The organism is Paenibacillus sp. SAF-068, from assembly GCF_051967555.1.
Taxonomy (GTDB): domain Bacteria; phylum Bacillota; class Bacilli; order Paenibacillales; family Paenibacillaceae; genus Paenibacillus.
In genome coordinates this window covers 91,612-117,894 of sequence record NZ_JBQCJX010000002.1, presented here as the reverse complement: position 1 = coordinate 117,894, position 26,283 = coordinate 91,612, and the positions used below count along the sequence as shown (strand labels likewise).

Below are 26,283 nucleotides of genomic sequence, written 5' to 3'. Positions count from 1 at the left end.
ATTGCTATCACCTCACTACTGGTACATATTTTGTATTTTCATTTCTCCTACATCTTCAGCTTTAACATGATACGATCCATTCTTGTAATCTAAAGTTGACCTTGTCCAAAATCTAACCTTTTTCCCTTTTATGATGAGTTCTTTAGGGCTATTAGGAATAGTTTTGAATCCGTTCTTATCAGCAAATTCTAAATCTAGACGTCTAAAACTTAGTAATCCGTTACTTAAACCACTACTGTAGGTAATCAGATCTGACTTATCTGTATTTGATATAAAAGATAAATCAGCAAATGTTAAATAATAGTCGCCACTCGAGATATTAGATTCCACAAAAAGTTTACTATATACTCCTTGAGGTTTACCATTTTGAACCTTCACCACAATAAACCTATGAATTGTAAGCACTCCTGATTTGTTAGAAAGTTTTATATCTCCCTTAGATATATCACTTACTTTGACAGAATTTTTAGTATACCTATAATTACTAATCGTCGTTAAATTCGTACCCGTCGTGCCGACCTCTCTCATTTCATTCAGGTCACTATACTTCCCGGCATCCGTGCCCTCCACGTCCATATAACGCAGCAAAATGGCCGATACTTCTGCACGTGTGGTGGAATCCGCGGGTTTCAATGTCCCATCCTGAAATCCTCCGACAACGCCAGTACCACGAACAAGGGCAAGATACGGAATCTGCTCGGCACGAATGGTGCCGCGGTTCACTTCAGGTGTAGGAAGTAGCGTATTTTTCGTATCGTTAAAAGCGTCTTGGAAGCTACTGCCGGACTTGATCAGTCCATTGGCAATCCACTTCATCATCTCGTAACGCGTTAGCTCCGCATTTGGATTGAAGCCTTTGGTGTAATCGCCAGCGTTAATGAATCCTTGTCCTACAAGCTGGCTAACCGCCGCTTCAGACCAATGTCCATTTAGATCAGCAAAGGGATTCTGCCCTTGCACCTTCTCTAGTCCAGTCGCGCGGGCAAGTATTGTCGCATATTCCCCACGCGTAATTTTGCCATTGGGACGAAACGTTCCGTCTTGATAACCGGAGATCAATTTTTTTTCATAAGCTTTGGCAATCGTCGCTTGAGCCCAGTGGCCTTTAATATCCTTGAACTTGCTCAGAGCCGTGTCACTTGTTCCCGATGCAGCATTGGCTGTTGACGCCAAATCTACCGGTTCAACTGGCACTAGTGTTCCTGCCAATACGAATGTAGTTAATAACCCAATTATCCAAACGTTCCGTTTTTTCTTCTTCCCATGACCTTCAATTCGTTTCTTCAATCTACTCACGCTCCTATGTACCTTAGTATGGGGATGCTTTACTTGGTCAACCTAGTCACTTCTCTTCATAACCAAAACCTAAATTTGCCATAATAATCAATATTCTACCATGTCTACCTAGGCTATTGGTATTATTTTTCGTTCGTCCCCATCACTTCAAGGCTTGCAACACTCCTTCCACAGACCCACTTTATTCGTTTAAAACACAAAAAAAGGCCATGAATCCGCAGATTCATAGCCTTATGCTTTAAGGGTGTGGTCTTTCGTATGTTGTTGGAAAAATGAACTCACTCATAGAATAAACCATATCATTCCATTTGATCAACCCTTTTTTTCTCACCCAGTTTTATGTTCCGTTCAATTCCTTATAGGATGCTTCCAATTCCGTGATCAGTTGATCACCACCGGCTTTTCTCCAGCTTGCGATTTCCTGCTCCCAACCAGCATCATCGATTTTGCCCATAATGTACTTCGTCTGCGCATCCCAGATCATCTGATCCAGCTCCTGACCACGCTCGGTATAAATCGCCGAAGATAATGTTAGGGCAGGATTGGCAATGGCGTACTGCTCATTCTCACGTGCCATCTTGGTACCTTTCATACCAATGGGAACATCAACCAGTTCAGCGACGTTATAACCTTCAATGCTTAACAAATTATCCCGATACGGCTTCACTTCACGCTGATAAGCGTCAAAATCTTTGAGTTCGGTTTTCCCATCAGCCGTCTTGGTATAGTGTACATCGAGCAATCCACGAAGCTGCAACGTGCTCAATTCCTCATCCATCAACTGATCCAGAAACGTAAGAACCTTCTTCAACTGCTCCTCATCCGTAACGGATGCTTTCGGGATGACCAGCATTCCGTAGTTTCCTGGCTCCCCGGCGATTCGAATGCCGTCGGTTCCCTGGAACGGAGCTACATCAATTTCTCCATCCGGAGCATTCGGCGTAAGCCGTTGCTGAGAGGACTTTCCGTTCTGAGCCACACCATTCAGCTTCATGCCAACCAGGCCCGAATCCATTTTTTTGTCCGCATCAGAAGGGTCCAGGGCAGGGAAATCACTGTTAATCAGTCCCTCGCTAAACAGACGCTTGAAGAGCTTCATCGTATCCACATATTCGGTGGTCAAGAACTCAGGTGTCAGTTTCCCGGCATCGTCCACTCCCCATTTATTAACGCCACCGATACTTACAGCGATCCGCGTCAGTGGGGAAGAAACACCCTCATTATACTTTTTGAATAACAATGCACCGTACGTATCTTCCTTACCATTCCCGTCCGGGTCATCCTTGCGAATAGAGCGCATCACTTCATACCAGTCATCCAAAGTTTTCGGTATATCCAGCTTCAATGTATCGAACCAGTCCTTGCGATATACGATCGCAGTTCGTCCAATATCCCGGAAGTTCGGAATTCCGTAGACCTTGCCTTCAATTTTGATATTGTTAAAATAAGCCTCGGATTGGGCAGACAGATTTTTATAATCCTTCAAATATGGCCCCAGTTCCCAGAACAATCCCGTTTTGGCGGCGTTAAACGTTGTCGGTACATAATTCACACGCATAATGGTCGGCATCTCGCCTGAAGCAACCATCACGTTCACTTTATCATCAAAAGCAGACTGCGGAATCCACTGTACATTGACATCCGTATTGGTATACTCCTCAATCTTCTGTTCAATCCCGTTCTCCTTCGCCGGTATATCACCTACCTGCATTAAAGAGATGGAAATGGGAAGTTTACCTTCCCCTGCAGCAGGTGCTTTTTCTCCCCCGCAACCTGCAAGCAGTCCAGCGGACATTGCACCAATTACAACGATTCCACCTAAACGGGACATTGGACCTTTTGGACTCATGAACCATCTCTCCTTTTGGATAGCCAAATTGTTCAGCAAACTTGCCTCATTTCACACATATCAACCATGTATGCGCTATCATAAATAATCTGAAGAAAAGAACCAGCATTACGCCAGTTCGATCTCCACCCCTGCCAAAATGAACGGAGCAACCGACTTCGGATCATTGATCCGAATGGATTCAGTCACATAATACTCGTAGGACCCGTCACGATACGGGCTTCCTCCGAGACCTGCTCCGCCGTTACACTGCGTCAGGGACAGCACGCCTTCACGGTCCGTTTGCAGCAGATGCTGCAGCAGACCCTGATACCCTTTTTCCGCAACCACTCTGAACTTGCCACTCAGATATCCTTTACGTACACCCTTGGCCAATGCATAGACAAACATTGAGGTGCCGGAGGCCTCCAGATAGTTCCTCTCTCGTCCCGGCTGATCCAGCAGATGTGGCCATAGTCCGGTCTGTTGGTCCTGCACATGCAGCAGAGCGTTTGCTACCCGTTCGAAGATACCCACGATCTGCCCGCGCTGCGGATGATCTACCGGCAGATGATCTAATGTATCCACAACCGCCATCACATACCAGCCCATCGCCCGACTCCAGACATGTGGAGAACAGCCCGTTTCCCCCGAACTCCAGCGCTGTTCTTTGCTCTCATCCCAGGCATGGTACAAGAGACCGCTACGCGGATCACGTGTACGTTGCTCCACCAGCAAGAGCTGTAGAGCCGCCTTGTCGAACCACTTCTCTTCACCCGTCACTGCGCCATACTGGGTGAGATAAGGAGTAGCCATATACAAACCATCCAGCCACATTTGGAAAGGGTAAATCTTCTTATGCCAGAACCCGCCTTCACTCGTATGTGGCTGCCCTTTGAGTTGAGTCATTAGCAACTCCGCAGCTTTGCGGTACTTTTCTTCACCCGTTTTCTCATGCAGCAGGAACAGTGATTTTCCCTGATTGATCTGATCCAGGTTATATTCCTCGATCGTATAAGAGCGAATCGATCCATCTTCCTGAACGAAATGATCCATCAGCTCACGGATGTAGTCAAAATACTTCTGCTCTCCCGTGTGCGCATACAGCTCCTCCAGCGCTTTCAGCAGGCAGCCGTTCTCATAATGCCAAGTGGAGTACAGCTCATGGTTGCGATAACTTTCCATGAATTGCTGTGCCATTCGCACCGATGTGAATTGCAGTGTCTCCTTCATGATCAAGCCTCCGCTTCCGGCTCTTTATTGAGCCTGTTTTTTATAATCTTCGGCATATTCCTCACGAATCTTGTTTCCACCAGCATTGCCCCAATTCTCGATTTCCTTTTCCCAGCCACTGAGATCGATCTTGCCCATGATATATTTGGTTTGTGCATCTGCAATCACCTGATCCAGGTCTGCCCCGCGGTCACCATACGTTGGAGAATATAACGTCAGCGCAGGATTTGGCACAGCGTGCTCCGCCAGTTCCTTGGCAAGTGCCGTACCTTTTTCACCCAGTTCCGTATCCTTCAATTTGGGTACGTTGTATCCTTCGACATAAGGAAAGTTGTCACGATAAGGCTTCACTTCACGCTGGAATGCATCGAAGTCACTCATCTCCACCTGATCATCGCCCACTTTGGTGTAATGTTTGTCTTCCATACCACGCATCAGCAAGGTCGCCATCTCAGGGTCCATCAGTTTATCCAGGAAGGAGAGCAGATTCTTGAGTTCTTCTTCCGATTTCACCGTCGATTTAGGGAATGCCAGAATTCCTGAGTTACCCGTCTGTCCTGCAACACGATCTCCGTTCGGTCCAAGCAAACCAGCGATGTCTACCACACCATCCGGATTATTTTTGGATAGACGCTCCTGTTGACTTTTTCCGTTCTGAGCAACACCAACACGGATACCGACAACGCCGGAATCATACTTTTTCTCCGCTTCGGTAGAGTCAAATACGGCAAAGTCCTGGTTCAGCAGTTTCTCATCGTACAACCGTTTCAACAGATCCAATACCTGCATATATTCCGGTGTCATGAACTCCGGCGTGAAGCTGCCATCATCCTCGACCTTCCACTTGTTAGGAGCACCAAAACTTACACCAAGGCGCGTCGTGAAGGAATATTGGTCCTCATTATATTTTTTGAAAAGCATCAGTCCAAACGTATTATCCTGACCGTCTCCATCCGGATCGGAGGTGGCCAGTGTTTTAATCGTTTCATACCATTCATCCGGTGTAGTTGGTACCTTCAGATTCAGCTTCTCGAACCAGTCCTTGCGATAGATCACCGTAGCCCGCGCGATATCCGAGAAAACTGGAACCCCGTAGATTTTGCCCTCTACTTTGATGTTGTCAAAAAAACGCTCGTTCTGGGCCGACAGATTTTTGTAGTCTTTCAGCAATGGACCAACTTCCCAGAATACGTCATTGCGCATCGCGCTGGTCACCGTTGGGTTATATTGCACTTTCACAATTTTCGGCATATCACTTGAAGCGATCATCACGTTAATTTTGTCATTATAAGCTGAAGCCGGAATCCACTGGATATCCAGTTTGGTGTTGGTATACTGTTCAATCTTTTGCTGAACTTCATTGCCTTTGCTTGGCACATCACCCACTTGCGCAATCGCTATGGACACATTTTGTACGCCGCCCTCGGCAGCCTGACCCTCGTCTGATCCGCATCCTGCCAGCAAACCTGTCACCAGTGCAAGTGTGCTTAAGACAGCTACGGCTTTCTTTTTTGTTGCTTTCATCACATGAAAACCTCCCTTTTTTATGCAGTCCTAATGTACTGACTTTGAACCCTGTGACGACTCAACCTTTCACCGAACCCAGCATCACTCCTTTGGCAAAGTGCTTTTGCAGGAATGGATATACCAGCATAATCGGAATTGTGGAGAATACGATAACCGCCATGCGAATGGTAAGCGGCTGGATCTCGGTCTCTTCGATACTTGTGTCTCCGATTCGGCTCTGTGCCAGAATGACAATCTCACGCAGCCAGACTTGGACAGGCCACTTCTCACTATCGTTGATATAGATAACAGCGCTGAAAAAACTGTTCCAGTGGGCCACCGCGTAAAAGAGTGAAAATGTCGCCATCGCTGGCATGGACAAAGGCAGGACAATCCGGAACAATACGCCGACATCGTTACATCCATCAATTTTGGCTGCATCCTCCAGTTCGTCGGGAATGGCCTGGAAGAAGTTTTTCAGTACAATCAAGTTAAATGCACTAATAGCAGTAGGTAACATCAGCGACCATAACGTATCTGTCAGGTGTAAGGATTTCACGACAAAATATGTTGGAATCATCCCGCCACTGAAGAGCATCGTGAACAATACACCGAGCAAAATGGGCTGGCGTCCACGCAAATATCTTCTGGAGAGCGGATACGCCATAAGTGACGTAAACAGCAGGTTAATGAAGGTACCAATCACCGTAATATAGACCGATACACCCAGACTGCGAATCAAGGTATCTGTAGAGAAAATGTAACGGTACGCCGCCAGAGAGAACTCTTTTGGAAAAAGGATAAATCCTCCCTTAGCCACTTCATGCGGACTGGTAAACGAGACGGCCAAAATATAAATGAACGGGATGACCGTCACAATTCCAATCAACAGCAGCAAGCCATGATTCACAAAATCAAAGATCCGGTTGCCCCACGTTTTATCCTGTTGCATCTTAATGTTCACTCCTGTCTGGTGAAGAACGTCTGTCACCCAAAAGGTTAGTAGACGCCTTCCTCCCCGAATTTTTTGGCCAGCGTATTGGCACCAAGGACAAGCGCCAGCCCGACGACCGATTTGAACAACCCGACAGCAGCACTATAACTGTACTGTGCCTGTGTAAGTCCCTTCGTGTACACGTAGGTATCGAATACCTCGCCCACATCCCGGTTCGTCGGAGTCAGCATCAGGAAGATCTGTTCAAAGCCTGTATCCAGGAAATTGCCCAGACGCAGAATGAGCAAAATGACGATTGTACTGCGAATGGCCGGCAACGTAATGTGCCAGGTTTGGCGCCAGCGATTGGCACCATCAATCCGTGCAGCTTCATAGAGCTGTGTATCAACACCGGAAAGTGCTGCCAGGAAGATAATTGTGCCCCAACCGACTTCTTTCCAGATGGATTGTCCGACAATCATGGTTCGGAACCAACCTGGTTCAAGCAGGAACGCCACTTTTTGTCCAGTCAGATTATAGAGCAATTCATTAATCGCACCACCCTCGGTTGTGAACAGCATGTAGAACACACCCACAACAACAACCCAGGAAACAAAGTGTGGAACATAAACAAGCGTTTGTACAAATCGTTTGAACCGTTCACGGCGAACCTCATTCATCATAAGTGCCAGTACAATCGGCAGTGGGAAAAAGAACACAATGTTATAAATGGCAAGTAAAAACGTATTTCGAAACAATGTCCAGAACTGCGGTTCTCCGAAGAAACGCTGGAAATGCTTGAACCCTACCCAGTCACTTCCCAAGATGCCCTTGTAAGGCGTGTAATCCTGAAAAGCCATCGTGATGCCATACATGGGTATGTATTTGAAGATAACAAAGTAAAGCACACCCGGTATTAACATGATATAAAGCCACCGGTTTTTGATAATGTCCCTCCACAGCAGGTTTTTGTCACTGCGGGTAGCGGGCCGTGTTCGAGCCGCCGTTTCGGCTTTCATATTGTCTTCCTCCCCACATTGGAAACGATTACAAAAGATCACTTCCTGAATTCATGTCTTCATTGTGGAGGATAAACGAATGACTGGCTATCATCTCGTTTTAGCCTTTTGTTTTTGCTTATGTAGCAAGGGTTTAGCTCATTTCCCTCATGGAATCTGACAATGCAATGAACTGCTTTCAACCTCCATATTCCTGTCTTAACTTCATGGATAAATGCGGTCTTCTCCCTGCATCTGGACATGAAAAAGCCTGCCTGCCATGGCAGGCAGAGCAGGTTTGTTTTATCGCTGCTGCTCCCGGTACTTGCCGGGGGTTGTTCCTGTGATTTTGCGAAACGTACGGATAAATGCGGTTGGATTGGTGTAGTTTAATTTCTCAGCAATCTCCGATATTTTAAGATTGGTTGTTTGCAGCCAGGTCTTCGCTTTTTCCATACGATACTCTGCGAGATACTCCGTAAAATTGACTCCCGCTTCCTTCTTGAATACCCGACTTAGGTAGACAGGGTGGAAATTAAGCTCTGCTGCACAGGCTTCCAGGGACAATTCACGATCGTAACGTTCCTCGATCAAGCGAATCATGCGCCTTGCAATATTCATGTATTGGGATTCTTCCTGTTCTCGCCAGAAACGGATGACGGGCAGGAACAGCCGCTTGCGGAACCAATTGGTCATTTCATCCAATGTGGACAACTTCAGCAAATGTGACATCGATGCTTTTTCACCCAGTACTTCGGCTACATCTCCGCCTTGCTCCTGCACAAGTTGATATACACGAGACAATAACTGAACCATAATGACCGGATATTCACTGAAATGAAGCTTCTTGTCTGCAAGCAGCCCCAAATATTGCTTAAAGTAGGTGTCCGTCTTCTCTTCATCTCCTTGCTTGAGCGCAGACGCGAGCTGATCCTCAATCATCCGTAACTGGGTATACAACGCGGCCTCCATCTGACCACGTGGCTGAATATCCTCGTAATGCAAAATAATACGGCTGCCCAGACTCACCCGGCCTTGCAGAGCCTCACGGCTCTCCTGAACCGCTCTTGGCGTATCTCCAATACAAGTGTATGAATGACTAATACCGATACTCACAGGCAGATTCAGATAGGTCACGACACGTTCACGAATCCAGTCTGCCTGGGTGTGCATCCATTCCTTCAGCTTCACCTCATCCGTCAATTCGGAAGCAAGTACCGTGACCTGAGCATCATCCAGCATAACGGGGGTGAACCGAACTGCGGAAGGAAGAAGTTCACCTACCATATTGTTAACAGCAAACAGCAGCAGATCTCGATCCTGTTCCTCATATCGGGTCCCTTCCAAGGTATCGATCTGGAGCATGAGTACACCAAGACTTGCCCACCCTGTCGGGAAATCGTACAATTCTCCCTGATATCTGAAATCTTCTTCCGAGATTTTGCCTGTTAGCAGCTTGGTCATAAAAAACTCCTGTAAGTGCACATGCTGCCCCTTCATCTGCTCACGCATTGTTTTTTCCGAGCTGAACAAGGTTGACAATTGCTCCTCAATATAGATAAATTCATCCTGACGGCGTCCTGACGGAGCAACTGGGGAATCCAGTCCCTTCGTAAATTGCAGCAGTCTCGAGATCGGTGAGTACATCCGCCGACTACCGTATATAGCGACCAGTCCCGTTACACATAACATGACCAGCGTAGCAACGCCGGTGACTAATGCAATTTTCTGTGATTGGGCCGTGATCTGTCCAAGAGATACAACGGACACGTATAACCAGCCATTGAGCGGAGATTGCCTGTAACTAACCGCCACTTGCTTACCTTCCACCTCTGCACTGAAGAAACCCTCTGGCTGGCCTGTCGTTTGCACCATTTCATGAATGTCCTTATTCAGCGCGTCATATTTCCCACCATGCTGCACATCGTTCAGAAAATACTTCTGCTCCCGATCCAGAACGTACATATCTCCAGCATTCGTATTTCGGCTCAAATATGTACTCAGTTCCGAATCGGCGATATCAATCACAAGAAACCCCTTCGGTTTCACATTGGTTGGCATCATCGGGATTTTGAATACCATACTGACCACATTATCCGAGGATATGAGGGTTGGTGCCTGTTCCGGTGTCAATTCACCCATACCTGCCGACACAGGTACGCTTTCTTTGGCTGAACTGGCATTCTGAGTGACCCAGAACAGGCTGTTGGTGTAAGTCAGATACGAGCCAATCCGGTCTCGAATGCTGAAATCATCCAATTTGCCAAAAGAACGCATCGACACGACCCAATCTTCATCCAGGTTAACCAGGTAAGCCTGATCGATGTTCGTAACCGCTTGCAAGTTGTTGAAACCGGATGTCAGATCTCGAATCTCCTGAAATTCACTGCTATCCAACGGTTTCTTCATCGCTTGTAGTACCAAAGGCGAATTGACATACTGGATGGATGATAATTGCAGGCTGCGCAGAACTTGTTCTACCCGCATCTGGGTCTGATGCAATATCTGAAGATTGCTTTCACGCACTTTCTGTTCAATGTCACGTGATGCAATCGTATACGAGACCGAACCAATTACAATGACTGGAAGGGCTCCGAGGATCAGGGTAAAGCAAAGCAAACGCAGTAAATACTTCGGCAAGAAGAGCATCCTCCTTTATACGTATGTTTATTAAAATAAATCGCTTTCATTGGATTATTTTACTATTGTTATTTTAAAACCCATTCTTATTCAAGTCCACTCATTTATTCTAAAGGTTGACTTCAAACCAATTTCCAGTTTATATTGGTTGCATATTCCTCAATCAAAGGAGAGATTTTTAATGTCGGTGAATGTTCTTAACTAACCAAGTTTCATATTCAGGAGTTTGGCCTTTCATTGCGCTTGTGCCTATATGGCATACGTGTATTTCATGATGCGCCAGATCCCTGTACTTAGTTAAGAACAGCGGATATCATAAATCGCCTCCGGGATTGTACTTGTCCGGGTCTATTTTCGCGCTGTGTTCAGCGCGGATTTTTTTACTATAGACCTGTAGTGGACTCTGCTTTCCCATACATTTAGGGCGGAGAATGACGTTTGTTCATTCTCTGCCCTTTTTGCGTTTTCCAGGAATATGTTTCAGCACGTCAACTGCAACTGCAATCCCAATTCGAATTCAAGGAGAGATTACGCATGAATGAGAACACATTAAACAGTCTGGGTTATCCACAAATTCAAAAAAACGTTGCAGACTGCGCCCTGTCTTATCTGGGCAAACGTTATGCCAGAGAACTAAAACCGATGGTAGATGCTCGCCTGATCCAGCTGCGCCTGGAAGAAACAGCAGAAGCGGCTGCGTTGATTCGTTTCGGGGCCAGTATCCCCCTCCCTTCACTCGACGGAATGGAAACGATTATGGATCTGCTTGGCACCGGTTATCTATTCAGTGAACGTGACTTCAGTCATCTTGCTCAGTTCCTGCGGAGCTGTGCACAACTCATGAAGTACATGGAGGGCAAATCTGGGGCCGCTCCCACCGTTAGTCGCTATGCAGCATCCATGATTCTGATCGAACCTTTGCTGCGTGAGATCGAGCGCTGCATCCATAGTGGACGCATTCAGGATCAAGCAAGCAAGGAGCTGACTCGTATTCGCAAAAAAATGACGGTGAATGAGGAGCGTATGAAACGAAAGCTTGATTCTCTGGTGAGTAAACATCGTTCCATTATGCAGGAGCATGTCATCAGTCAGCGCGGAGGAAGGACAGTCCTGCCCATTAAGAAAGAGTTCCGCAAACAGGTGAAAGGCAGTGTGCTGGATGAATCCGGAAGCGGGCAAACCGTATATATTGAACCTGTTGAGTTAGTAAGTCTGCAGATCGAATTGGCCGCTCTACAAGCGGAGGAGTCCAGAGAGGAGATGAGAATTCTCGGTGATTTAACCTCCCTGGCCGAATCGTATAACCGTGAAATCGCACTGAATACCGAAACGGTAGGTGTATTGGACTTCCTGTTTGCCAAAGCCAAATATGCGGCCACCATGGACGGACGTACCGTTCAAGTCAATACTCAGGGCAACATTACCCTTCAACATGCCCGGCATCCGTTCATGGGTTCTTCCATGGTTCCCCTTGATTTTGCCATTGGCAGGATGTATTCGTCGCTCATTATTACCGGCCCAAATACCGGGGGTAAAACGGTCGCACTCAAAACACTTGGTTTGCTAACCCTCATGATGCAATCCGGTTTGCTCATTCCGGTGGAGGAAGGTGGCGAGATGGCAGTTTATAACGAGGTAGCGGTTGATATTGGTGACGGGCAGAGTTTGGAACAAGCGCTCAGTACATTCTCCGCACATATTCGCAATATGATTGGCATCCTGGAACAGGCCAATACATCAACTCTGGTACTCATTGATGAGATGGCTTCCGGCACAGATCCCGGTGAAGGCGTGGGACTATCCATTGCCATGCTGGAGGAATTGCACAGACGCGGAGCAACCGTTGTGGCGACAACCCATTTTGGGGAAATCAAACATTTTGCAGCGGCCACGCCAGGATTCGAAAATGCCCGTATGGAATTTGATACCGATTCTCTCCAGCCGCTGTACCGATTGCGTATCGGAGAAGCTGGTGAGAGCTATGCATATTCCATCGCATTAAAGCTGGGCATGCCACGGCGAATTATCGAGCGCTCCAAGTCTCTGTCGGATCAAAGCATTTCGAAAGATCGTACATTGGGGTTCACATTACCTCCGTTGGCAACTCCGGTCCTGAAGCCTAATCGTCCTGTTACAGAAACAAACGATCCAGCAGAGTTGCCGAAGCGCAAGTCGAAGCATGCAATGGATACAAGGAAGTCCGCCAGTTCACATAAAAAGACAACAACCAGAGAGTCGGATTCTCCTGCTCCGGCGAAAACCTTTCGCAAAGGGGATCGGGTGTATGCGGCCTATCTCAATCAGTCGGGCATTGTCTGTGATGTGGAGGATAGCCGTGGAAATATCGGTGTCATGCTGCGTGGACGCAAGGTCAAAATTCATAAGAAACGCCTGACCCTGCATATATCTGCCAATGAACTTTATCCGGGCGATGACTATGATCTGGACATTGTGCTGGAGACAAAAGAAAACCGCAAGAAACGCAAATTGATGGGACGTAAACATGTGGAAGGTCTACAGATCGAATTACCGCCCGAAGAGTAGACGATGGGAGAAACAGAGGTCGTGAATTGGGATTTATATGTACAGTGAAGTACAGGGAATTCCGTGTATACCGGCGCATTTCTGTTATACTGGGACCAGTATGTTTAACTTCAGTTTGTAGCTATTCCACAGGGAGGGAAGTACCCCATGTCTTCAGAACAAGATGATCAGGAGCACATCCATATTGATGTTCTTGTCTGCCCTTTATGCGGTGAAGCTAATCTCTGTTCCTATGCCGCAGGACATCCTCATTCGGAATGCTGGTGTAACCGGGCAACTTTCCCCGAGGGTGTATTTGACCGCATTCCGCCAGAGCAGCGCCGAAAATCGTGCATATGCCAACGCTGTCTGGATAACCATGCTAATAAACACCAACCAAAAGAAGAGCCACACAGTTAACAACTGTATGGCTCTTTTTTTATTATGCCGTATCTATACTACCTATGCTGTTAGCTGTCTACCTTGCTCTTACATTTGGTTATACTGGGCAACAGCCTGTTCCAGCACCGGATGATGCTCATCCATGGATGTATAATGATGGAGCGCAGCTGCAATCCCCTTCTGGCGGATCATGTCCTGCAGTTCCACTGCTTCCGGATCATCGGAGACCTCGAACTTGCAGGCTGCTGCCATACCCATGGCCAGATAGGTCGTTTCGGTTCCATCCGCATAAGCCTGAAGAGCGGGACGCACCAGACGATCATTCGGAGACAGCTTGCGCAGCGGGGAACGACCCACACGAGTAACCTCATCGGTGAGATACGGGTTGACGAACCGTCCCAATATTTTGACAATATACTGCTCATGCTCTTCCCGGTTGAATCCAAACCGTTTCACCAGAACTTCTCCGGTTTCCTGCAAAGCCCCGTATACAATGGATTTTACCTTTTCATCGGCGATAGCCTTCTGAATCGTGTCATACCCATGCACATTACCGATGTACGCTGCAACACAGTGTCCTGTATTTACAGTGAACAGTTTACGTTCGATATAAGGCTCAAGATCATCGACATATACAATGCCTTCAACCGGTTTGAATGCAGGAGCCATCTGGGAACGATCCACCACCCACTCGTAAAAAGGCTCCACCTGTACATGTAACGGATCTTCATGATGCTGTATAGGCACAATCCGGTCTACGGCCGAATCGGGAAAATAAATGTATTGATCCGCAAGGGAACGTACCTCCTCATTGAGCAGAGCATATACATGCTCTTTCAATTGTGTACTGGCTCCAATTGCGTTCTCGCAAGCAATAATGTGAAGAGGGTTTTGTGCAGGACCGGAATTCAGTCTTTTTTCAAGTCCCTTCGCAATACCTGGTGCAATATGTTTCAGAACGCCCACGCCCACTGCGGTTGTGATGAGATCCGCTTCCACAACGGTTTGGGCAACCGACTCCAGTTGGGTTCCATCAATTGCATTTACGCCTGTCACAGTCTCCTGATCCTTGCTCTCGTTAGCCAGTTCCACCGTATACTGCCCCCGTTGGTGGAGAGCGTTCACCAATTCCTGATTAACGTCGGAGAAAACAACCTCATACCCTGCACGGGAGAGGATTAACCCAATAAACCCGCGTCCAATGTTACCTGCGCCAAAGTGTAGGGCCTTCATAGCTCCATTTCACTTTCCAGAATCGCGATAACTTCTTCGGCTGTTTTGGCCAGACGCAGGGCCTCCATGTTCTCATCCTCAGCACAGATCACCGCGATGCTAGTCAAGATTTCCATATGTTCCCCGCCTTGAGCCGCGATACCAATGACCATATAAGCCTTTTCTTCGCCAAAATCAACACCCTGTGGATACTGAGTGACAGAGATGCCTGTGGATAAAATGAATGCTTTGGATTCCTTCGTACCGTGCGGAATAGCTAGGCCGTTCCCTACATAAGTCGAGACAATCTCCTCACGTTCAATCATCTTTTCAATGTAATCAGCGGTAATATGTCCCGCGTCTTTCAGAATCTGTCCTGCCATGCGAATCGCTTCGTATTTGTCCTGAGCCGTCGCATTCATGATGACTTTATCTGTTGTTAACATACTCATAATTTTTGACCTCCAATTTCGGTTTTACTGCGATAAAATCCAACCAGTTCCTGGGACAGGTAATGAATGAGTTCATCCCTGATTCCCTTTTCCAGTAATGTAATCATCTCTTCCTGTAATAACAGGGCGCTGATCTCGCTGAGAACCTCCAGACTTTCCTTGGATAGTTCTCTGGGACCGAGCATCAAGAGGATATGGGTAACTCCTACCGGATCATCCGGCGTACGAAGAAGTGGCTCAGTGAGCTGAAACAAGCTAATGGACGGCCTGTAAATCCCCTCACTCCGTGTATGAAACAGCGCAAGTCTTGTGCCAGGAATCTTCTGACTCCCCACTGCTTCACGTGCCTCCAACCGTTTTGCGACCTCCTGCGGTTCCTTCAGCACACCAGATCCATGGAGTACATTACACATCGCATATACGGTCTTATAGAAACCGATATCCTGGTTATCCAGCGGATACACCTGAAACTTGCCAATGATTCGAACGATTTCAACTAAAATAGCTTCCATTCCGTCAGGGTCCGAGTAACGACTTGTCGTCTGAACCTCTGTTTCATGCGGCTTGTTATGCTGCCGTTGTAACGTTGTTGTCCGGATAAAATGACGCAGACGTTCGCTCTCTTCTGCCGTAAGCAGTGGACTCACTTTGTAATACTGATGCTCCTCCATCGGCAGATCGACAGTGGATAACACCAGATCATATTGATCTGTAGGAATCCGGGCAGCCTCATACCAGGAGACGCTATCCATGATGCGAATCTCGGGAATCTCCTTGGACAGACGGCTAGACAGCATCCGTGATGATCCAATTCCGCTTGTACACACGATGATCGCCCGGATCTCCCGTTTCAATACACGTAATCTCTCGATGGAAGCCCCAAAATGCATGACCAGAAAACCAATTTCCTCATCCGGAACGTCTGTGCCTGGCCAAGCTTGCCCCACAGATTTTTTGACATCTTCAAAAAGTGAATCATAATCCTTTCGGATCTGCTGCAATAGCGGATTACGAATCATCTGGTGCCCTTCAATTCGCTCCATTACAGGTTGCATATGAGCAAGCAGACCTTCACGAAGCAAACGATCCTCATGAAAGGTGTAATGCGTTCTCGCCTGCATCTGATCAATCAGTGAATGTACCCTGTCCAGTAAAATCAAATCGTCTATTGGCAACAGCCGCGAAGAGTGAATCCGCTGCTCGGTCTCCATTAAGAGTCTGTGAATATAAGCTTGCTCATCTTGGGAGAATGCCAGCCCCAGCTGAGTGGATAACACACTACACAAACGTGAAGCCATATAAGGTGGAACCTTCATCTCATCCTGCACTGCAACTGCATCTCCCGTATTCTCTCGTGGAGACATACGGCCGATGCCAAAGCCCTTACGAATACGTACAACCGCTACGGATAATTGAATCAGCAGCTTCATGTATTGACGCTCCGGAATGTTTTCCAGCCATTCAATATCTGGCTGCCATAACGCGTTTTCTACTGTAAGCACATCACCGTGTCCAATCATATCCAGCAATTTTTGGTTTACGATGGAGCCTCCTTGTTCTGGTTGTCTTCCGAACAGGTCGGACTCATCCAGAAATTCCAGAGCAAGCGCAGCTATGGCTGTGCGATGAATGGTCTCACTTCCGTTAATCTTGACGCCATATCCACGCCTGCGAACCAGCTTCAGTCCCGCCTGACGAATGCGTGATTCCAGATCGTCCAGATCAGCGGTTACGGTAGATACGGTCACTTTCAGATCCGAAGCCAGGGCAAGCAACTTTACAGGCTCCGGTTCATCAAGCAGGATACAAAGCATGAAGAGCTTACGCTCTTCCGGCGTAAACTCCACATATTCTTTACCGTCCAATTGCTGGCGCAATACAGCCAGATCATCGGAACTGGCATCGATTCGGATACCGGTTCCTGATTTTTTTTCCAGCCTCATGCCTATAGGTTCAAGCCATTGTTCAATCATTTGAAGCTCCCGGTGAACCGTTCGGGTACTGACCTTTACTTCAACGGCGATTTCGCCGGCAGTGACTTCATGTGGATGCTCCAGCAGAAACTCCACGATTTCACGTTGTCTTTTGGTAATACTCATAGCTCAGCCTCCGGCTCAGGGAAAACGAATGCGTGCAATTACTTTAGACGTTCAACGAGCGCATCGTATTCCGGGCTTTTTAGGAAGTTGTCGATGGATATATGTTCTGCGTTCGGCGCAACGGAGCGGGCACGATCCGTTAATATTTGTTGTGTGATTACCACATCTGCATCCGGCGGGATATCACTGATAGCCGTATTGGTTACCGTAACGTCAATCCCCTCTGCCTTCATCTTCTTGCGTAGAATGGAAGCGCCCATGGCACTCGACCCCATGCCTGCATCACAGGAGAAAACAATCTTCTTCACATCTGTTTTCAATGTAGAAGAAGCGATATCCCCGGCTCTGTCTGCTTCACGATGATTATTAGCCGTAATGCCAGCGTTTGGCACGGTTCCTTGACTCTTCATGTCTTTCATCCGACTGGATGCAGACTCCAGATCTTCGTCCTTTTGTTTACCTGTTTTCAGCAACACTGCTGCAACCAGGAAAGAAACGACGGCTGCTACAAGCACTCCTGCAAGCATCGGCAGGTATCCACCTTTTGGTGTTAAGAGGAAATACGCGATAATACTACCCGGTGATGGTGCTGAAACAAGTCCTGCTCCAGTGAGCATGAATGTTAATGTACCTGCGACGCCACCCGCAATTGCGGCAAGAATCAGAATCGGTCTCATCAGAATGTAAGGGAAGTAGATCTCATGAATTCCCCCGAAGAAATGAATGATAACGGCACCCGGTGCAGAAGATTTGGCCATTCCGCGTCCGAAGAAACAGTAAGCAAGCAAGATACCAAGTCCCGGACCCGGGTTGGATTCAAGCATGTATAGAACAGATTGTCCTAATTCTCTTGCCTGATCGGTTGCAATCGGGGTCAGAATACCGTGGTTGATTGCATTGTTCAGGAACAATACTTTACCTGGTTCGATAATCAGGTTGACCAGCGGTAGCAAGCCCAGATTCATCAGACCTTGCACCCCGGCAGACAATACTTTGCTAATCGCTTCTACAGCTGGCCCAATACCCAGTAGAGCAAAAATCCCCAGGATCCCGCCAATAATACCGGCTGAGAAGTTATTAACCAACATTTCGAATCCGGCTCTAACTTTACCTTCAATGGATTTATCGAACTTTTTGATGATCCATGCTGCCAGTGGTCCGGCAATCATGGCACCGAGGAACATCGGAATATCACTGCCCACGATGACCCCAATGGTCATAATGGCACCCACGACACCACCACGCTGACCATGCACCATCGTACCCCCGGTGTAACCAATCAACAGTGGCAGCAAATATTTGATCATCGGATCGACTAGCTGTTCAAGCGTCTCATTAGGGAACCAGCCTGTTTTAATAAACATAGCCGTAATTAATCCCCAGGCGATAAATGCACCCATATTCGGCATGACCATACCGCTCAGGAATCGGCCAAAACGCTGCACACCTACCCGTAGCCCACCTTTGGAATTGGACGATTGGTCCAAATTACTCATTGTATTATCCTCCTTGGATCAAGTGATTATGATTTATGAAAGGGGTATCATTTCTCCCCTGCTGTAATCCTAAGCGAGAATGCTCTTCTATTCAATGAAATGAAAGCGTACTTTCGTCATGAACAATGATGACAACATTAGGTTATGTAATCGCTTTTATTGATGCATAATCGCTGAAACCATTGGTACACAAGGATTTTATTGCCTATGACATTTGTCATTCCCAATATCATATCCTACCCTATAGCTTGATCCAATCAGAGGACTTACATCCACAATTTGCTTGAATTCTCAATCAAAATCATTCTTGGAAAGCACAAAAAACCTGTGCAAGCATCAGGCTCACACAGGTCAAAACAATATAAAGCTCATTTTATTTTGTTATAAAATATATGTCAATAAGTACAAGTTCGTAGATCCTATTCTTCCGTATGTTTACGATACGCTTCTGCATTCATCAATGAAGATAAAGCTGCTGTCAGATCTCCCTCAACACGAATCTCAATCATCCAGCCTTCCTCGTAAGGAGAACTGTTCACAAGTTCAGGTGAATCTTGCAATGAATCATTGACTGCAATAATTGAACCTGTGACGGGAGAGAACAAGTCCGACACCGTTTTGACCGATTCGATCGTTCCAATGCTGTCTTCTGCTTTTACATTGGATTCAAGGTCAGGCAATTCCACAAACACAATGTCACCCAGCTGATGCTGCGCGAACTCGGTAATGCCAATACGTACAGTATCCTCCCCTACGGTTTGCACCCATTCGTGCTCTTCACTGTACAGGAAATCACTTTTCAATTCGCTCATCGATATCCGCCTCGCTTTTCATTAATGAGTGCATGCGTTCTTTGGCCTTAACCTTTTTCCCAGAACATAGCGTATGATATTTTTGAATCAAATGTCAAGATACCTCACAATTTATTTGATATTGGCCTCCTCAAACCGTAACCTGAATACACTCTTTCTACATATACTGGTGAATATTAGAATAGTAAGCGTAACCTTTTTAAATACACGAACGATAAAATAAAATTCAAAATAAACATTCGGTTTTTAATCATTATCTATGATATCGTTCTTGACATCGGTAGTGGATTCACGTTTTAATGAGAGGAGTAATTGTGTTTATTGGACTATGTTATACCCGCGGATGAATGTAAAGGGAGAGATTACCCATACCACCCGGTTCGGGATGTACATGAGGTAACGCCGAAGGAGTAAACCACCGATAAGCGGGGGTGAATCTCTCAGGCAAAAGGACTTTTACGGGACGCAACTCTGGAGAGCATCTATTCGCCCTGTGCGGGCGTCATGATCACCCAAGGGGAAACCTGCTTTACTAATGCGGCGGGGTAACTCTCAGGTACAAGGGACAGAGCCTTAGAATGCAGCGTGCTACTTGGCATGCCGATTCTTTGGCCTGTCCTTTTCCTTTTTCCCAAAAAACGAAAAACAGGATTCCAATCGGCGCTGCCATAGCTGCCTTACCATACTTATCTACGAATGACTTCTAGCTGAAAATTAAAAAAATAACCTGGTTCATTGATCCACGATTGTATATTCGGCCGTTTTTGACGGCCCATGACGAGGTGATTGGATGTCCGATTTGCTAAGAACACCACTCTTTTCACTATATCAGCAATATGAAGGCGTACGGTGCATTGATTTTGGAGGCTGGGAGCTTCCGGTGCAATTCAGCGGAATCCAGAAAGAACATGAAGCGGTGCGTGAGCGTGCCGGACTGTTCGATGTATCCCATATGGGCGAATTCACGGTACAGGGTGAGCAGGCTGAAACATTTTTGCAACAAATGATGACCAATGATGTGACCACGCTGGTTCCGGGTCAAGCCCAATATACCCTGATGTGTTATCCAGATGGCGGTGTGGTTGACGATCTGCTCGTGTATAAGTTGGAAGATCAGCATTATATGCTCGTCGTTAACGCCTCCAACATCGACAAGGATTGGGCATGGCTGCAAGAGCACCTGATCCCTGGCGTAAGCATGACCAACGATTCGGAGCAGACAGCGCTCCTCGCCCTGCAAGGTCCACTGGCTGTAGATATTATCGGAAAAGTTACAGATACAGATGTAAGCTCCATTGAACCGTTTCGTTTTGTGCAGAATGCCGAAGTATGTGGTGTAAAGTTGCTGTTGTCCCGTACGGGTTATACCGGTGAAGACGGCTTTGAACTATATGTTCCAGCAGATCAGGCTGCTGTAGTGTGGAATGGATTAATGAAAGCCGGTGAAGGTCATGGGCTGGTGCCAACCGGACTTGGTGCCCGGGATACACTGCGCTTTGAAGCGAAGCTTCCTCTATATGGACAGGAATTGTCGGCAACCATCTCTCCGCTTGAAGCTGGTGTTGGCATGTTTGTGAAGCTGAATGCTGGACCCTTTATCGGACACGAAGCTTTGTTACAGCAAAAAAATGACGGTCCCGCCCGCAAACTGGTCGGCATCGAAGTGCTGGAGCGTGGCATTCCCCGCCCCCACTATCCGATTTACGCTGAAGGCGTTCAGATTGGCGAAGTGACGACAGGTACGCAATCCCCTACATTGAAGCGTAATCTGGGGCTTGCCCTCATCGACAGCCGTTATGCTGCGCTGGGGACCCCGCTTGAGATTGAGATCCGCGGTAAGAAACTGAAAGCCGAGGTCGTAAAGACCCCTTTTCACAAACGGACACGTACGTCAAAGACACCTACTCAAGGAGCTGATCAAGCATGAGCAAGCACCGTTACATTCCCATGACCGAGCAAGATCAGAGCGCCATGCTCGCAACCATCGGTGTGGATACGATGGAGGAACTGTTTCAGGACATTCCCCAAGAGATTCGTTATCAGGGTGAGCTGCCCGTATCCTCGAAACTTGATGAATATGCACTGACACGTCACATGTCCAAACAGGCTGGCGCCAATGCCAATTTTGAAACACACGCCAGCTTCCTCGGTGCAGGCATATACGATCATCATGTCCCTTCGGTCATTAATCATGTCATTTCACGTTCGGAGTTCTACACTGCCTACACACCTTATCAGCCTGAGATCAGCCAAGGTGAACTTCAGGCGATTTTCGAATTTCAGTCTTACATCTGTGAATTAACCGGTATGGCTGTAGCCAATGCCAGCATGTATGACGGCGCAACTGCCTTTGCAGAAGCAGGCAATCTGGCCGCAGCGGCAACTCGTCGCAAACAGCTGATCGTATCCCGTACCGTTCATCCGGAAGCCCGTCAGGTATTGCAGGCCTATGCGCATGGACTCCGTTTGGAGATTGTCGAGATCGGCTATAAGGATGGAGTCACTGACTGGGATGCCCTGCAAGCCGCCATATCGGATGATACCGCTGCTGTCATGATTCAGAGTCCGAACTTCTTTGGTGCCGTAGAAAATGTAAAGCAAGCCGCTGACCTCGTGCATGCGCACAAGGGTCTGCTCGTCGTGAGTGCCAACCCGCTATCGCTGGGTCTGCTGGAAGCCCCAGGCAAGCTGGGTGCCGACATCGTTGTTGGCGATGCGCAACCCCTTGGTATCGCCGCTTCACTTGGCGGCCCGACATGCGGATATTTCGCCGTATCCCAGCCTCATATGCGCCGAATTCCTGGTCGAATTGTAGGCCAGACTACGGATCGCAACGGCAAGCGCGGTTTTGTACTGACATTGCAAGCGCGTGAACAGCACATTCGCCGCGAAAAGGCGACATCCAATATATGTTCCAACCAGGCTTTGCTTGCGCTCAGCGCATCTGTCTATATGTCCATTATGGGTAAACAAGGCATGATTGATGTCGCAGATCTGAATCTGCTAAAGAGTCATTACACCCTGAATACATTAACTGCGATTCCCGGCGTTAGCCTAACGTTTAATGCCCCAACATTCAATGAATTTGTGATTAAGCTGCCTGAAGGAACCGACGTGGATGCCCTTCAATTGAAACTGCTGGATGCGGGCTTTATCGGTGGCTATGAGCTTGAACGTGATTATCCGGAGCTTGCCGGACATATGCTGATTGCTGTTACCGAACGACGCAGTAAGGAAGAGATCGACGAATTCGCACGAGCATTGGAGGGATCGCTGTGACTCAGGAAACGACGACAACGACAACGACAACAACGGTACAAGGACAATCCGAAATGGGCGCCTCTGTCTCCACTACGGCTCAATCTGAGACAGCTACAACATTCAGCGCACAGTCCTTATCTCCTGCTCCGGAACAATCATTGATCTTTGAACTCAGCAGTCCTGGACGCGTCGCTTATTCCCTGCCGGAATGTGACGTTCCTCGTCAGGCTGTTGACACGTTGATTCCCCGGGAAATGCTCCGTTCGGAAGCAGCGGCACTGCCTGAAGTATTTGAGGTAGATGTTATCAGACACTATACTGCGCTGTCCCGTCGCAACTTCGGCGTAGATAACGGATTCTATCCGCTGGGTTCTTGTACGATGAAATACAATCCGAAGATTAATGAGGATGTTGCACGTTACAATGGCTTCGCCAAAATCCACCCTTATCAGCATGAATCCAGCATTCAAGGTGCACTTGAACTGTTATATACATTGCAAAACGACCTTGCAGGGCTGACAGGTATGGATGCGGTAACCCTGCAACCAGCCGCTGGTGCCCATGGGGAATGGACCGGACTTATGATGATTCGTGCCTACCACGAAGGTCGTGGTGAACAACGTACCAAAGTCATCGTGCCCGATTCATCTCACGGGACCAACCCTGCAAGTGCAACGGTTGCAGGATTCGAAACGGTGACGATTCCATCGCGCGCAGATGGATTGGTGGATCTCGATGCACTGCGAGCAGCTGTTGGTTCGGATACGGCAGCACTGATGCTAACCAACCCGAATACACTTGGTCTGTTCGAGAAAGATATTCAGGAGATTGCATCCATCGTGCATCAGGCTGGTGGCTTGTTGTATTACGATGGAGCCAATTCCAATGCCATTATGGGCATTACGCGTCCGGGTGATATGGGCTTTGACGTGGTGCATCTGAACTTGCACAAAACGATGAGTACGCCTCATGGCGGTGGTGGACCAGGTGCAGGACCCGTTGGCGTGAAGAGCCGTCTGATTCCGTTCCTGCCTAAACCAATGGTGATCAAGAATGAAGATGGTATGTATGCATTTGATCGTGAAGGTGATCAATCGATTGGTCGGGTCAAAGCCTACTACGGAAACTTCGGTATCCTGGTACGTGCATATGCCTACATTCGCACCTATGGACCAGAAGGTTTGCGTCGTGTATCGGAGTGTGCGGTACTGAATGCCAACTATATGATGGCCCGTCTTGCACCTTACTATGAGATTCCGTATCCAGGTGTATGCAAACATGAATTTGTCATGTCGGGTCGGGGACTGAAGCAATATGGTGTGCGTACACTGGATGTTGCCAAACGATTACTTGATTTTGGATATCATCCGCCTACGGTATACTTCCCGCTCAATGTGGAGGAATGCATCATGATCGAGCCAACGGAAACTGAAAGCAAGGAAACGCTGGATGGGTTCATTGATACGATGATACGGATTGCCAAAGAAGCGGAAGAGACACCTGAATTGGTACTCAACGCACCTTATGGCACACCGGTGACTCGTCTGGATGAGACCACTGCTGCCCGCAAACCTGTACTGAACTGCGCTTGCAGTTAAACCAAGTAATAACCTGTATACGTAGTGCTCCTACAATATCCCTTCCTGAGCATACCATTCGTATCTGTACGGTATCCGCCTGGTGGGTGAAATAATTACGAAGTACAGGGAACATTTACATTAGTTATCCGTTTTAAAAAATAACAGCCACGCAGAAGCGCGGCTGTTATTTTTTCTTCTCCGATTAGGCCCCTATCACTGTCCTGTATTCTTTCAGTCTAAGACTTCCAATTAGCCCGTTCCTTCTTCCCCAAACGCGGACAAGTGTAACAATAGGATCGACCTTGCCGTAAGTATTGAAGACAACATACATTTTTGATCGCAAGTCTCTTCGATGGTTCCAGGGGATGATCAATCATGCGAGTTCTGACACATAGCGGATTCTTTCCCAGCCCAAACACATTAGGAGTCAGCACATTTTGCATAACATGTTCAACAGCAGTTAACTTGCGCATGACAGCTTCTTCGTGCTGAAATGCTTCACAGATGTTCTCCCTGTAGTTTTCCAAAGCCGTTGGCAACTGCCCCCACAACATGCTGACATGCAACCCCGAAACGTAGGACAAACACTCTATTAAAGGACGTGCAGTCCGACTGTAGAAACGGTTGAATTCTGCTTCAATCCAGACGCTTCTTCCTTCCGAATCATTCGGAGCGAGGTCAACCTCCAGTTTTTCAAGTTGAAAAGTAATTCGCGTATATCCCTTTTCCTGCATCAAATGTACATTGAGATTGGCAAGCGAGAGATTGGGAGCTGCATCATACACCGTGACGATATATTGCAGTGCAGCTGCTACACTTCCAAACCAACTGGTGAAATAGGCTGCGGCGACCGTTTGGTCATGCCCCTCGATTAACTGTTGGTAGGTGGACAAGAAGCTGCTCATTTTCTCCGGGTCCAGAATAGAATCGCCATATAAGGATGCAACAGGCACACCATGCAGTTTGTCTACAAGATTAAAGTGGACCCTCAGTTCCTCACGTATCCCCTCGCGCATCATTGACCGAACAAACGAGTCAGGTCATCCAGCATGGAAGTCGCCGCATTAGGTCCGTAACCACCAAACCATGAATCCGACGCCACCTGGAATACCTGATTATTCTTCACGGCCTTCATATTTTTCCAAATTCCAAGACTCTCCAGATTATTATAGATTTCGTCATTATCATTGATCAGGATGATGTAATCCGGATTAATCTCTGGCAGTTTTTCATTCGATAGCACCTCATACCGACTTTCTGCACTTGTCTCCGGGAAAACATCCGGTCTGGAGAAGCCAAAATCGTCGTAAAGCCATCTATAATCCATATCTCCGTAGTAACGAACATCATTTCTGATACGCAATACCATAAGTGTCTTACCTTCCGCTTTGGCGTGTACGTTCTGGATCGCCTCCGCTTTCTCTTTTTCATAGGCAGTGATTACTTCCTCAGCTTTATCGTTCAGACCAAACGAAGCAGCAGTTGCGCGAAATGCCGTCTGCCAGTCAGGTGCTACATACCCATTCTCCAGCATCGCCGTTGGAGCAATCTTGGCGTAACTCTCGTACTGCTCTTCGCTGTTCGTATCCGTCATAATTAGATCTGGCCCAAGAGATAGCAATTTCTCGGCACTAACTTTACCTTGTTCACCAATGATCTCCACATTATTCAAGAAAGGTTTCAAATATAACGGGAAATCTTCGTTTTGTGACTTCACCGTGGCTTTCGGTGTCATACCAAGCGCGATCAGGTGATCCGTCAAATATGTCACTGTTGAAGCGATATTCACCGGTTCTTGAGATAACGTCTGCTCTCCGGTTGTATCCTTAAATGTAAAAGTAGCATCATTAGTATCATTAGATGCAGATTGTTCCTGTGGCGCTGGTTCCTCGGCAGACACACCTGGTTTGACTTCGTTGCCACAGGCCACGATCAGAACTAGCATTGCAAGCAAAACTGCGGTTATAGTTAAATTGCGTTGATTCCGTCGTTTCATTTTATACAAATCCCC

Annotated in this window: 19 protein-coding genes and 2 riboswitches; of the genes, 5 read left to right on the top strand and 14 right to left on the bottom strand. The window is 47.4% G+C overall.

Going from position 1 to position 26,283, the window contains the following annotated elements; all coding sequences use genetic code 11:
• Positions 1-15 precede the first annotated feature (15 nt).
• From ACTHPG_RS14555 to ACTHPG_RS14525, 7 genes are all read right to left on the bottom strand, one after another.
• A complete protein-coding gene (locus ACTHPG_RS14555; protein WP_440390318.1) occupies positions 16-1,296 on the bottom strand; it encodes an S-layer homology domain-containing protein in 1,281 nt (426 codons plus the stop codon).
• A 337-nt stretch (positions 1,297-1,633) separates the two neighbouring features.
• Positions 1,634-3,145: an extracellular solute-binding protein gene (locus ACTHPG_RS14550; protein WP_440390317.1), complete on the bottom strand. Its 1,512-nt coding sequence runs from the start codon at positions 3,143-3,145 to the stop codon at positions 1,634-1,636.
• A 108-nt stretch (positions 3,146-3,253) separates the two neighbouring features.
• Positions 3,254-4,357 (bottom strand): glycoside hydrolase family 88/105 protein, encoded by a 1,104-nt coding sequence (locus ACTHPG_RS14545; protein WP_440390316.1) that lies wholly within the window; start codon positions 4,355-4,357, stop codon positions 3,254-3,256.
• 24 nt (positions 4,358-4,381) lie between these two features.
• Positions 4,382-5,881: an extracellular solute-binding protein gene (locus ACTHPG_RS14540; RefSeq protein ID WP_440390315.1), complete on the bottom strand. Its 1,500-nt coding sequence runs from the start codon at positions 5,879-5,881 to the stop codon at positions 4,382-4,384.
• Positions 5,882-5,942: 61 nt separating this feature from the next.
• Positions 5,943-6,815 carry a carbohydrate ABC transporter permease gene (locus tag ACTHPG_RS14535; protein WP_133385864.1) on the bottom strand — a complete coding sequence of 291 codons (873 nt, stop codon included), beginning with the start codon at positions 6,813-6,815 and terminating at the stop codon, positions 5,943-5,945.
• Between the two features lie 47 nt (positions 6,816-6,862).
• Positions 6,863-7,816: an ABC transporter permease gene (locus ACTHPG_RS14530; RefSeq protein WP_017686861.1), complete on the bottom strand. Its 954-nt coding sequence runs from the start codon at positions 7,814-7,816 to the stop codon at positions 6,863-6,865.
• A gap of 282 nt (positions 7,817-8,098) precedes the next feature.
• Positions 8,099-10,435 (bottom strand): AraC family transcriptional regulator, encoded by a 2,337-nt coding sequence (locus tag ACTHPG_RS14525; protein WP_440390314.1) that lies wholly within the window; start codon positions 10,433-10,435, stop codon positions 8,099-8,101.
• A 534-nt stretch (positions 10,436-10,969) separates the two neighbouring features.
• Here ACTHPG_RS14525 and ACTHPG_RS14520 point away from each other — a divergent pair.
• Positions 10,970-12,979, top strand: coding sequence for an endonuclease MutS2 (locus ACTHPG_RS14520; protein WP_440390313.1), 2,010 nt, complete (start codon positions 10,970-10,972; stop codon positions 12,977-12,979).
• 147 nt (positions 12,980-13,126) lie between these two features.
• On the top strand, positions 13,127-13,378 hold the full coding sequence (locus ACTHPG_RS14515; protein ID WP_440390312.1) for a cysteine-rich CWC family protein: 252 nt from the start codon (positions 13,127-13,129) through the stop codon (positions 13,376-13,378).
• A 69-nt stretch (positions 13,379-13,447) separates the two neighbouring features.
• On the opposite strand, the gene ACTHPG_RS14510 is transcribed toward ACTHPG_RS14515, so the two are convergent.
• The 5 genes from ACTHPG_RS14510 to gcvH all read right to left on the bottom strand — a co-directional run bounded on the left by ACTHPG_RS14510 (position 13,448) and on the right by gcvH (position 19,431).
• Positions 13,448-14,593, bottom strand: a complete 1,146-nt coding sequence (locus tag ACTHPG_RS14510) for a mannitol-1-phosphate 5-dehydrogenase (RefSeq protein WP_440390311.1) — start codon at positions 14,591-14,593, stop codon at positions 13,448-13,450.
• Positions 14,590-15,024 (bottom strand): PTS sugar transporter subunit IIA, encoded by a 435-nt coding sequence (locus ACTHPG_RS14505; RefSeq protein ID WP_440390310.1) that lies wholly within the window; start codon positions 15,022-15,024, stop codon positions 14,590-14,592. The genes ACTHPG_RS14510 and ACTHPG_RS14505 overlap by 4 nt, the downstream gene beginning before the upstream one ends.
• A complete protein-coding gene (locus ACTHPG_RS14500) occupies positions 15,021-17,123 on the bottom strand; it encodes a BglG family transcription antiterminator (protein WP_440390309.1) in 2,103 nt (700 codons plus the stop codon). The genes ACTHPG_RS14505 and ACTHPG_RS14500 overlap by 4 nt, the downstream gene beginning before the upstream one ends.
• A 38-nt stretch (positions 17,124-17,161) precedes the next feature.
• A complete protein-coding gene (locus ACTHPG_RS14495; RefSeq protein WP_440390308.1) occupies positions 17,162-18,619 on the bottom strand; it encodes a PTS mannitol transporter subunit IICB in 1,458 nt (485 codons plus the stop codon).
• Positions 18,620-19,038: 419 nt separating this feature from the next.
• Entirely contained in the window at positions 19,039-19,431 is a 393-nt protein-coding gene (gene gcvH, locus ACTHPG_RS14490; protein WP_440390307.1) for a glycine cleavage system protein GcvH, read from the bottom strand.
• A gap of 343 nt (positions 19,432-19,774) precedes the next feature.
• Positions 19,775-19,897, top strand: a riboswitch (glycine riboswitch).
• Positions 19,898-19,900: 3 nt separating this feature from the next.
• Positions 19,901-20,002: riboswitch (glycine riboswitch) on the top strand.
• Positions 20,003-20,221: 219 nt separating this feature from the next.
• Between gcvH and gcvT the strand changes: the two genes are divergently transcribed.
• From gcvT to gcvPB, 3 genes are read left to right on the top strand one after another with little or no spacing between them, the layout of a single operon-like run.
• On the top strand, positions 20,222-21,358 hold the full coding sequence (gcvT, locus tag ACTHPG_RS14485; protein WP_440390306.1) for a glycine cleavage system aminomethyltransferase GcvT: 1,137 nt from the start codon (positions 20,222-20,224) through the stop codon (positions 21,356-21,358).
• Positions 21,355-22,710: an aminomethyl-transferring glycine dehydrogenase subunit GcvPA gene (gene gcvPA / locus ACTHPG_RS14480; RefSeq protein ID WP_440390305.1), complete on the top strand. Its 1,356-nt coding sequence runs from the start codon at positions 21,355-21,357 to the stop codon at positions 22,708-22,710. Before gcvT ends, gcvPA begins: the two co-directional genes overlap by 4 nt.
• Positions 22,707-24,290 carry an aminomethyl-transferring glycine dehydrogenase subunit GcvPB gene (gcvPB, locus tag ACTHPG_RS14475; RefSeq protein WP_440390304.1) on the top strand — a complete coding sequence of 528 codons (1,584 nt, stop codon included), beginning with the start codon at positions 22,707-22,709 and terminating at the stop codon, positions 24,288-24,290. The genes gcvPA and gcvPB overlap by 4 nt, the downstream gene beginning before the upstream one ends.
• A 218-nt stretch (positions 24,291-24,508) precedes the next feature.
• On the opposite strand, the gene ACTHPG_RS14470 is transcribed toward gcvPB, so the two are convergent.
• Positions 24,509-25,291, bottom strand: coding sequence for a hypothetical protein (locus ACTHPG_RS14470; RefSeq protein WP_440390303.1), 783 nt, complete (start codon positions 25,289-25,291; stop codon positions 24,509-24,511).
• On the bottom strand, positions 25,288-26,268 hold the full coding sequence (locus ACTHPG_RS14465; protein WP_440390302.1) for an ABC transporter substrate-binding protein: 981 nt from the start codon (positions 26,266-26,268) through the stop codon (positions 25,288-25,290). Before ACTHPG_RS14465 ends, ACTHPG_RS14470 begins: the two co-directional genes overlap by 4 nt.
• Positions 26,269-26,283 lie beyond the last annotated feature (15 nt).

Bases quoted from the DNA above. Each gene is read 5' to 3' on its own strand.
- ACTHPG_RS14505 (WP_440390310.1), bottom strand. From the start codon at position 15,024: ATGAGTATGTTAACAACAGATAAAGTCATCATGAATGCGACGGCTCAG.
- gcvT (WP_440390306.1), top strand. From the start codon at position 20,222: ATGTCCGATTTGCTAAGAACACCACTCTTTTCACTATATCAGCAATAT.
- ACTHPG_RS14470 (WP_440390303.1), bottom strand. From the start codon at position 25,291: ATGATGCGCGAGGGGATACGTGAGGAACTGAGGGTCCACTTTAATCTT.
- ACTHPG_RS14540 (WP_440390315.1), bottom strand. From the start codon at position 5,881: ATGAAAGCAACAAAAAAGAAAGCCGTAGCTGTCTTAAGCACACTTGCA.
- ACTHPG_RS14530 (WP_017686861.1), bottom strand. From the start codon at position 7,816: ATGAAAGCCGAAACGGCGGCTCGAACACGGCCCGCTACCCGCAGTGAC.
- ACTHPG_RS14545 (WP_440390316.1), bottom strand. From the start codon at position 4,357: ATGAAGGAGACACTGCAATTCACATCGGTGCGAATGGCACAGCAATTC.
- gcvPA (WP_440390305.1), top strand. From the start codon at position 21,355: ATGAGCAAGCACCGTTACATTCCCATGACCGAGCAAGATCAGAGCGCC.
- ACTHPG_RS14510 (WP_440390311.1), bottom strand. From the start codon at position 14,593: ATGAAGGCCCTACACTTTGGCGCAGGTAACATTGGACGCGGGTTTATT.
- ACTHPG_RS14515 (WP_440390312.1), top strand. From the start codon at position 13,127: ATGTCTTCAGAACAAGATGATCAGGAGCACATCCATATTGATGTTCTT.
- ACTHPG_RS14500 (WP_440390309.1), bottom strand. From the start codon at position 17,123: ATGAGTATTACCAAAAGACAACGTGAAATCGTGGAGTTTCTGCTGGAG.
- gcvH (WP_440390307.1), bottom strand. From the start codon at position 19,431: ATGAGCGAATTGAAAAGTGATTTCCTGTACAGTGAAGAGCACGAATGG.
- ACTHPG_RS14495 (WP_440390308.1), bottom strand. From the start codon at position 18,619: ATGAGTAATTTGGACCAATCGTCCAATTCCAAAGGTGGGCTACGGGTA.
- ACTHPG_RS14520 (WP_440390313.1), top strand. From the start codon at position 10,970: ATGAATGAGAACACATTAAACAGTCTGGGTTATCCACAAATTCAAAAA.
- ACTHPG_RS14465 (WP_440390302.1), bottom strand. From the start codon at position 26,268: ATGAAACGACGGAATCAACGCAATTTAACTATAACCGCAGTTTTGCTT.
- ACTHPG_RS14550 (WP_440390317.1), bottom strand. From the start codon at position 3,145: ATGAGTCCAAAAGGTCCAATGTCCCGTTTAGGTGGAATCGTTGTAATT.
- ACTHPG_RS14535 (WP_133385864.1), bottom strand. From the start codon at position 6,815: ATGCAACAGGATAAAACGTGGGGCAACCGGATCTTTGATTTTGTGAAT.